This is a genomic window from Desulfosporosinus nitroreducens, from assembly GCF_023897015.1.
GTDB classification, from domain to species: Bacteria; Bacillota; Desulfitobacteriia; order Desulfitobacteriales; family Desulfitobacteriaceae; genus Desulfosporosinus; species Desulfosporosinus nitroreducens.
This window is the reverse complement of sequence record NZ_JAMHFY010000054.1, coordinates 1-9,208: the sequence shown is the minus strand read 5'-3', so window position 1 is coordinate 9,208 and position 9,208 is coordinate 1. Positions and strand designations below refer to the sequence as shown.

Below are 9,208 nucleotides of genomic sequence, written 5' to 3'. Positions count from 1 at the left end.
AAGTTGTATGCTTTGTGGCAGAAACCTGTATGCTTTCATTGACGTAAATGTGTATGCTTTAGTTTACCATTCACAATATTGGGAGTTTAGCGAAGGAAGATGTATTTTTTGATATTCAAGCCATGTTTCCTTGTCTGAGTCCTGGTGGCATAGATGGTCACAACATGCTTCAGGATAGAAAACTCTAAAGATTATTCGCAACGGTCGTCGGTAAAGGTTAACTATGAACGAATTGTAATCTTTTCTCGCCCAACCGTTCGAGCTTTTTTGTTCGCAAAAAATAAAAGCGAGCCGATCAGCTCGCCCAGTCATTACATTATGTGCAAATAGTTATTATCTAATCGTAATCAACAGACATAATCATAATAAGATGGTTCAGAAAACTTTAATCCTGCCATATAATTTTAATTAAGGGTAGTAAGGAGTATCAGTTCCAGCGTAAGCAGGCCTATGCCTATCGTTAATAGTTGGCGTATTCTATTAACGTTTCCTTAAGCAATAGACAACTTTACTTATTACAAGATGGTAGAGTGATTGAGTCCTATCCGGTTGGAATTGGAAAGATCGCTACTGCAACACCTACCGGGACGTTTAGGATAATAAACAAGGCTCCAAACCCTGGGGGAGCTTTTGGAGCCTTGTGGATGGGACTCAATAAACCTCACTATGGAATTCATGGCACCAATAATCCTCAATCAATAGGTCAGTATGTGTCTAAGGGATGCATAAGAATGCACAACCGTGATGTATTAAACCCTATGAAAGGACTAATCATATGACAAATACATTTATGTTCGCTCGAACCTTCATCGTTATTTTTCTATGGTTCCTCAGTATTGCGCTCCTATATTACATAATAAAGACTGCCATACATTATCCCTCCTATGTTAGGGATTAGTATGCTCAGTATTATATATCTTAACTTAAAAAAAGCCCTCACCGTTGCCGATGAGGGTCAAATAAAGAGGAAGAGAAATCTGTCGAGGGGTATTTTATCCATAATAATGTCTATTATTCAGAGACGCACAGACAAAACATACCAGCTTACATGATTGATACTTGGATATAATAGAATCAGAATGGTTTACTTCTTGGAGAAATAAAGCCACTTAACTCCAAGAATCTCAAAACCAAACCATAGGCAACCGAGGAAGGTAGAGCATGTAAGGTGCTCTACTCCTTACATTTTAGTGCCAAAAAACTCTCACCGTTGCTCGCTTAAATACGATTCTACACGGATTACCTAACATGGGTTTTATCAGGTTGGTCGCAACGCCCTAATAATTTTCTATGATTCGACTCTATTTCTTCCTTTATTTTTTGCTTTATATAGCTTATTGTCTGCACGTGCAATTAAATTCACAACACTTTCGTTTGTAGCAGGCTTTGTACTACATACACCGAAGCTGGCTGTTATTTTTATAATGTTTTTCCCGTAGAGTATCACATTGTTTTCTGCAGTTCTTCTCATATGTTCTGCTATTTCTATTGCCTTTTCAACTCCAGCACCAGGAAGGCAGATTAGGAACTCCTCCCCTCCATACCTTGAAATCCAGTCACCTTCCCTTTTAATACAACCCGAAAGAGTATCTGCAAAACTTTTTAATGTATAATCACCCACTAAGTGTCCATAAGTATCATTTACTTTTTTGAAAAAATCAATATCAGATATAATAATTGATAGACTTTGCTCCGAAAGCGATGCACTAATAATATCGATTGGCAGCTTCCTATAGATATAATGCCTGTTATAGATACCCGTTAAAGTGTCTTTAAAGACTAAATTGTTCATACTTTCTATCATCTGATATATCTCAGCATGATTTTCATTTGCAAAATTTATGCTATCTGTTGTACTCTTCAACAATTCAATAACAATTTCCCTGTTGCTTAATTGATCACTGGCGTCTGGATCGACCGAAGTACTTAGAGCCTGTAATTGACTCCGAATATTATCCTTCAGTTCTTCGTCGCTTAGCATCATAATTACCATGCCAGCCGCTATCTTTGCAACTGGGTGGATGATTTCTAACTTCCCAGCAATACCAAATGTACCGATTTTAACACCATCTGCTTCAATGGCAACGTTAAGGCCTTCTTTAATTCGTCCTCCAGAAGCGTCCGCTTCTAATGGTGTAATGGCGACAGAATCACAATTAGTTGTTAATATTTTCATACTCCCTTTATGCTGTTGCCCTATCCTTGCTTGTGCTGAATCGGCAATAATAGTCCCATTATTATCACATACTATAACTTCGAATCCACTTTTTTTATGAATAAAATTAACTATCTTTTGGGCTATAAAATCATTGAGCTTATAAACCATTGCAAAAGCTCCCCTTGTTCTTCTTCTGATCGACAATTTATTATATTCTATAAATAAAAATTAAATCCTTTTTTCTGTTAGAAGAGAATAATGTAACAATTGAGAATTAGTGCTTTCAATGTAGTTAATTACCTTAATCCAATTATTGGAACATCCAACTCACTTACACATTCTGCATTATTGAACGTTTCTACCTTGTGGAGTAACATTGGGTGATAAACATTGAATCTTACCTCTAGTACAAATCTAGCATGGGAAATGCTTATGGTCGGGTGGAAACTTATGGCTTATAAAAGCAAGAAGTCCCCAACGAAGTGAGGGCGTTACATCTTCCACAAAAACCATTTACAGGTCTGCAGTTCGTACTTCAACTCAAACACCCTCATTACTCCATCCACTTCGCTTTGACATCTAAAGACTTTCATGAGGTTCCCGGCGAGTTTTTCCTCAGTTGTATGGATGACCTGCTGAACCTTGACAACAGACCCCTTATGCCGAAATCGTACTGGGTAAGGTCTACCATTTAGATCGAACCAGCAGACCATTTCCACAGGTGCAGCAATTGTTTTCATGCATATATTCGCCTCTAATCAGAACGTTTGTTCTAATTGTAAAGCGGATGAGATAAAATTAGTACAGGTAAGTTCTGGTCATTCTGTAAAACCCTTCTTCTGCATTTCAGTGGCATTACAAAATAATGCCATCCCTGTCTTCATTTTCTTAAAGTTTAGCTTTTCATAGAATATTTCTTTACCTGGTGCTGCATATAATATTAAATTACATTTTGGAAGTGTCTTTATAATATTATTCACTATTAGTCTTCCTATCCCTTTACCTTGGTACTCCGGTAATATTGCTATATCATATATGGCAGCTTGATATGCCCCATCTGAAAGCGCACGACCAAAACCAATTAGTTTATCATCGTCAAAAATAAATACCACTGTATAGCTATTTTCAAAAGCTTTCTTATGAATTTCTGCAGTGAAACTTGCCATTCCAACTTTTTTTAAAGTTTGAGATACACAATCCCAATTAATATTTGAACAATCAAGCTGAATCTTTAAACTCATCCTTTTTTCATCTCCTACATATAGTATAAGTATTATTTTATAATCTAGAAAAATGTTGTTACTTGTTTGGCAAGGTCCCATTAGTTGAAAGCACTGTCATTCCGCTGGATCTGCATTCTGCCACGAGTGCAGCCTGCTGTTCTCGCTTGGACACTTTGAATACCTCCAATCTTTAGTCTTATGGAGATATTTTCTCATAGTTAGAGCAGGTTGACCATGCACTCGTTTATTAAGCGCTTACGCCCATAATCAATAGTCAAAGGTTTAATACAATAATTACCTGCTGGAAAAAATCGGTGGTTTTGCTAAAAACCTTATCAAATGCTTTTTCCGCTTGTACTCTAATTTCTTGCGAACTATCTGGCATAGAGTAGGGCAATTCGCCAGAAAAAACATATCGTTCAAGTGATGATGACAGGCATTGTCCCGTTGTAGCAAGTATCCCTATCGCTATCGGCAGATCAAGACCTGATCCTTCTTTACGTAAATCTGCAGGAGCTAAGTTTACCGTGACCCTTTGTAAAGGGAACTGATAGCCCGAATTTCGTATTGCTGATCTTGCTCGATCTCGTGCCTCTCTTACACAAGTAATTTTTGGCCGTAGGAATGAACCTTCATAGATATTACTACCTTATAAAAATATTGACACTATTATATCCATGACGGTTTATGAAATACGAAACTGTATTGCCTCAGCTAAATGTTCCGGAAAAATATTTGAAGAGCCACCTAGGTCAGCAATCGTGCGAGCAACCCTTAAAATCCGATCGTGAGCGCGGGCACTTAGATGTTGACTGTCGAAAATCTTTTGTAAGAGAGACTCCCCACTCGAAGTCAACTTACCAAATTCTTTAGTTTCCTTTGCCGTCATCTCCGCATTGGTTTTTACAGACCCCAGTCGGACCCATTGTATTTGACGGACTGCCATCACTCGCTCCCTAACCACAATTGAAGACTCATTATCAATGTTATTCTTTAATTCAGAGTAATTCAGCCTAGGTACCTCAACATGCATGTCAAACCTGTCCAAAAGGGGGCCAGAGAGCCTCCCGCGATAATTTTGGATTTGCATCGGCGTACATGAGCACACTCGGCCTTGATCACCATAATAACCGCACGGACAGGGATTCATACTGGCTATGACACTTACCTTAGCAGGATAGGTAATACTCCCTGCTTGTCGGGTAATTGTTAATTCGCGATCTTCCAGTGGTTGCCGCAAACACTCCAAGACTTCGCGTGCAAACTCCGGAAATTCATCTAAAAATAGAACCCCGTGATTTGCAAAGCTAAGCTCACCCGGGCGTAAATTCCTCCCCCCGCCAATCATTCCAACCTTGGTCACAGTATGATGAGGATTTCGAAAGGGGCGTTCTTGCACTAACGATCCGTTGCAACTTATCATCCCTGAAACACTGTAAAGTTGTGTGACCTCAATGCTTTCTTGATCACTCAATAAGGGAAGTATCCCCGAATATGCTTTTGCCAGAAGAGTTTTCCCCGACCCCGGGGGCCCTTGCATCACCACATTATGCCCGCCTGCTGCAGCAATCTCTAAAGCCCGTTTAGCCTGTTGTTGCCCATGAATATCCGACCAGTCAACCTTAGTCTCGCTTAATTCAGGTTGAATTACTCTAGATAAAATAGCATCTTCAAAGTCACCCATCTTTGAAATTGCCTTTATAATCTGATCCAGAGAAGCTGAACTATGGGTTTCTAAATCTGCCACCAAACGAGCTTCCGCTAAATTTTCCGGTGGGACAATTAGAATAAAGGATTTATTTTCTCGCTCTAGTGAAATAGCCATCGTAAGTATCCCTGGAACTGGACGAAGCGTACCTTCCAAAGACAATTCGCCAGAAAAAACATATCGTTCAAGTGATGATGACAAGCATTGTCCTGTTGCAGCAAGTATCCCTATCGCTATCGGCAGATCAAGACCTGATCCTTCTTTACGTAAATCTGCAGGAGCTAAGTTTACCGTGACCCTTTGTAAAGGGAACTGATAGCCCGAATTTCGTATTGCTGATCTTACTCGATCTCGTGCCTCTCTTACAGACGTGGTTGCAAGGCCAACTATGTCAAAACTTGGCAAGCCATTTGCCACGTCAACTTCCACTCGAATTAAGTGAGCTTGCAAGCCCAGGACAGTCATTCCATATACTGCAGCGAACATGCGATCCCTCCTTAAAGATAGAAAGTTCGCGTTATTTTTATGTATTCCTTCCATATTAATCAAAAATTGTTAGTTTTTTAAACATCCTCTCGTTTATTAAATAAAAAAATCCCCTCCCACTGATTTTAAAGCAGAAGGGGACGATGAACCTTTTATAATAAGTTACTACCGCGGAAGGGAAATCCAAAAGGTCGTTCCTTTTCCCATGTCGCTTTCTACGCGAACATTACCTCCATGTGCTTCCACAATTTGGCGAACTATCGCTAGTCCTAATCCCATACCTCCATCTTTTCGGGACCGTGCTTTATTCACTCTAAAGAAGCGATCAAAGATATAGGGTAAAGCTTCTTTGGGGATTCCTTCCCCTTCATCCTGAACTGCCAAAGATATCTCATTTTGCTCCTCCACCATTAATACCCTTACCGTCTTTCCACGTGGGGTATGACCCAAAGCATTGTCTAAAAGATTTATAAATACTTGTAAGAGACGATCAGGGTCTGCTAACAGTTGTCCAGAGCCTTTACAAATTTCAAGATTCACGCCCAACTCTTGCGCCCTGCCTTGGAAGCGCTGGTCAATATCTACCATAAAATTCTCCAGATCGATAGCAACAGGTTGAATAACCTGTCCCCGTTCGAGCCAGTTTATTTCTTGTAACTCTTGCACTAAGCGGGCCAGACGTTTGGCTTCTTCCAAGACTAAGTCAATATATTCTTCGTTCTGGTCTTTTGGTATAACTTCATCTTGGATTGCCTCCAAATACCCTTGGATTAAATGCAGTGGAGTCCTAAGTTCATGTGTAACGCTGGCCAAGAACTCACGTCGAGACTTTTCAGCCCGCAAAGAAGCAGTGACATCACGCAAAACAGCTACATGCCCGCGTATCCCCTCGTTCTCTGCCATTGGAGCCATAACGATCTGCAACACTTGAATTCCTATAGTAGCCATTTCAAAATTTTCAGCCTGATCTTCCCGTTGGGCCATAGTTTGAAGGATGGTTACAATTTGAGTCTTGCGTTCGGTAACCTCTATGTCATTTTCTTGCCATAAGGCTTTAGCTGAGTCATTTGCGTAAAGAATTGAGCCATTGCAACTCATCATAACTACTGCATCACTGATACTTTCGACAATTCCTTGAAGTAAGTTTTTTTCTTGGGATAGCCATGCCATATGGTTCTTTAAGCTTTCACCCATCGAATTCAAGACCTCAGCTAGCTCTCCGATTTCATCTTTGCTGGTTACTCCTTGAATGGGCAAAAAGTCGCCTTTAGCCATTCGCGTTGCTCCCCGCTGCATCAAACCAAGAGGACGAGTTACATGCTGTGCAAAAATAAGACTAATGACTGTGGCCAAGAAAACAGCGATTAAAGAAGCATAGAGGATTAAGCGACGAAAGGTCGCAATGCTCTCCTGAATAGGGATTGGAGAACTCCCCAATAACACAACTCCTCTTACAGGGTTTATACCTACAGGGGTAGCTGCCAGCAACATTGCTTGCGCCCCTCCATTAACTGGCAAGGCCTTGATCGAAATAGTTTGACCGGACAAAACCTGTTCTAAATATCCCTCGGTAAAAAAATCAGAAGGCCGTAAATCTCGAGACCATCCGCTTATTGAACTTCCTGATAATCCTTTAGGAAACCATTCTATACTGTTCTGTGACCCTTGCTGAGTAATCGATCCTGCCATGACCACCAGATTACCTTGTGGATCTAGTAGCACCAATTGCGCTCCAGAAGTTAATTTCAGAGATTCTAACAGGTTTAACCGTCCACTCCAGCTAGGCTCAGTGGCTAGTTGCGCCGAAATCTCAATAGCTTCAGATCGAAGGGAATTTAACTTCTGTTGCAGGTAAAAATCCCCAAAGAGCCATGTAAGTGTAAACCCCAATCCCCCTAGTACTGCAAGGATTAAAATAGTCATAGCGAACCAAAGTTTCATAGAAATCGACCATGAACGATGTGTTTTTATAACCATTTAATGTACCTGATCAGGATCAAATTTATATCCCACACCCCATACTGTAACTAACATCCCTTTGACACTGGGATGGGACAGCTTCTCTCTCAGCTTTTTGACATGAGTATCAACTGTACGTGCATCTCCATAGAAATCATATCCCCATACGGTCTCCATAAGCTGTTCACGTGAGAAAACCCGCCCTCGATTTTTCGCTAAGAAATAAAGCAAATCAAATTCTAGAGGGGTTAGATTAATAGCATCCTCGCCAATGCTAACCTTATGGCGTTCTTTGTTAATACTAAGCAGACCCACCGTTATTTCTGAAGACACAGGCTGGAGTTGACCTCTAGATCGACGCAAGAGGGCTTTAACCCTTGCAACCAATTCTTTGGTGCTAAATGGCTTGACCAGATAATCATCTGCACCCAGTTCAAGGCCCAGGACACGGTCAAACTCTTCCCCGCGAGCAGTCAGCATGATGATGGGTAGTGCAGAAATCTCCCGAACTTCACGGCAAACACGCCACCCGTCAATATCTGGCATCATAAGGTCTACAATTAATAATGAAAATTGGCCTGCTCGAAACTTTTCCAATGCGACGCGACCATCCTCTGCCTCTTCAACAGTAAAGCCTTCTCGTTCAAGATATAACCTTACCAAACTTCTAATTTTCTCTTCATCATCAACGATTAAAATCGGATCCAATTTACAAACGCTCCTTTTGGCTACCGATTAACAATTATTATTCATTGTCTTTATATTAAAGTTTAACATCTATTCGTGAATATTGTGTGATTAAACTATGTATTTATAAAGCAGCTTTAATCCAATTCACTTCTGGTTGCTTTCCAACCCAACGAATTGCAATTACATCAAACCTTAGGCTTGGCCAGTTCAAATATCCCTGTTGCAATACATAATAAGCTGCAATCGCCTGTAATCGTTGGACCTTATGATGAGTAATGCTTTCTTCGCCCCACCCTCTATAAGCTGATCGACGGGTGCGTACCTCTATAAATACTAGTACTTCTCCATCACGGGCAATAATATCCATTTCCCCTTTGGGACATCGATAATTTCGTGCAATAATAGCTAAACCGGATTCTACTGCTAAACGTACTGCTAATTCTTCGCCGGATTTACCTAGAGATTGTTTATTCTCCACAAAGATTAGACAGCTCCTTTGCCCAATTATATCCTTACAAATTAATTTAATCTTACCTTCAGAAAGCTCATATACTTAGATGTCGCTTCTCAACACCTTATTTCCTGCCATCCAGTCACCACGACACCTTGGCCATCCTTAGCCGGCGGTCCCTTCTCGCCGTCCTTGGCTACAGGGACACTTGGCCATCCTTGGCCGGCGGTCTAGCCTCGAACATCTTTTTTAGTTATAGTTGCTGTGACACGGTACCTTTATGGTCGTCACTCAATTGGTTGAATCTAAACCTCAGGATATATCAGATAGGTCCATTTTTATAATTGGCCTATCTGATATATCCCTTCAGCGACACGCTTTGTGGCTTTTCTCCTGCTTTACAAAAGAGATTCTCAGTTAATAACTGAGAATCTCTTTTCGACATAGTCGCAACTAAAATCATGTTAACTCAAAATAAACTCTGAGCTGCCGCAATCGCCATCTGAGCGAGAGGGGTTGGGTAAAGACCGATT

General features: G+C 40.6%; 8 protein-coding genes and 1 pseudogene. 1 reads left to right on the top strand and 8 read right to left on the bottom strand.

The features are described 5' to 3' along the window. The first annotated feature begins 467 nt into the window (after positions 1–467). Positions 468–779, top strand: coding sequence for a L,D-transpeptidase (locus tag M8E35_RS25665; protein ID WP_252473811.1), 312 nt, complete (start codon positions 468–470; stop codon positions 777–779). Between the two features lie 509 nt (positions 780–1,288). On the opposite strand, the gene M8E35_RS25660 is transcribed toward M8E35_RS25665, so the two are convergent. The 8 genes and pseudogenes from M8E35_RS25660 to M8E35_RS25625 form a co-directional block, all read right to left on the bottom strand. Further along, a complete protein-coding gene (locus M8E35_RS25660) occupies positions 1,289–2,326 on the bottom strand; it encodes a diguanylate cyclase (RefSeq protein WP_252473810.1) in 1,038 nt (345 codons plus the stop codon). Positions 2,327–2,649: 323 nt separating this feature from the next. Further along, entirely contained in the window at positions 2,650–2,898 is a 249-nt protein-coding gene (locus tag M8E35_RS25655; RefSeq protein WP_252473809.1) for a hypothetical protein, read from the bottom strand. 78 nt (positions 2,899–2,976) lie between these two features. After that, entirely contained in the window at positions 2,977–3,399 is a 423-nt protein-coding gene (locus tag M8E35_RS25650; protein ID WP_252473808.1) for a GNAT family N-acetyltransferase, read from the bottom strand. Positions 3,400–3,775: 376 nt separating this feature from the next. After that, positions 3,776–3,988: pseudogene (locus tag M8E35_RS25645) on the bottom strand (magnesium chelatase domain-containing protein); the annotation flags it as partial. A 78-nt stretch (positions 3,989–4,066) separates the two neighbouring features. Continuing rightward, positions 4,067–5,575, bottom strand: coding sequence for a YifB family Mg chelatase-like AAA ATPase (locus M8E35_RS25640; protein ID WP_252473807.1), 1,509 nt, complete (start codon positions 5,573–5,575; stop codon positions 4,067–4,069). A 165-nt stretch (positions 5,576–5,740) separates the two neighbouring features. Continuing rightward, positions 5,741–7,552 carry an ATP-binding protein gene (locus tag M8E35_RS25635; protein WP_252473806.1) on the bottom strand — a complete coding sequence of 604 codons (1,812 nt, stop codon included), beginning with the start codon at positions 7,550–7,552 and terminating at the stop codon, positions 5,741–5,743. Then, the gene (locus tag M8E35_RS25630; RefSeq protein ID WP_252473805.1) at positions 7,553–8,242 is read right to left on the bottom strand and encodes a response regulator transcription factor; all 690 of its coding nucleotides are present in this window, start codon (positions 8,240–8,242) and stop codon (positions 7,553–7,555) included. It abuts the gene before it with no gap. Between the two features lie 103 nt (positions 8,243–8,345). Further along, positions 8,346–8,702, bottom strand: coding sequence for a YraN family protein (locus tag M8E35_RS25625; RefSeq protein WP_252473804.1), 357 nt, complete (start codon positions 8,700–8,702; stop codon positions 8,346–8,348). Between the last annotated feature and the right edge of the window lie 506 nt (positions 8,703–9,208).

Bases quoted from the DNA above. Each gene is read 5' to 3' on its own strand.
- M8E35_RS25640 (WP_252473807.1), bottom strand. From the start codon at position 5,575: ATGTTCGCTGCAGTATATGGAATGACTGTCCTGGGCTTGCAAGCTCAC.
- M8E35_RS25635 (WP_252473806.1), bottom strand. From the start codon at position 7,552: ATGGTTATAAAAACACATCGTTCATGGTCGATTTCTATGAAACTTTGG.
- M8E35_RS25655 (WP_252473809.1), bottom strand. From the start codon at position 2,898: ATGAAAACAATTGCTGCACCTGTGGAAATGGTCTGCTGGTTCGATCTA.
- M8E35_RS25660 (WP_252473810.1), bottom strand. From the start codon at position 2,326: ATGGTTTATAAGCTCAATGATTTTATAGCCCAAAAGATAGTTAATTTT.
- M8E35_RS25650 (WP_252473808.1), bottom strand. From the start codon at position 3,399: ATGAGTTTAAAGATTCAGCTTGATTGTTCAAATATTAATTGGGATTGT.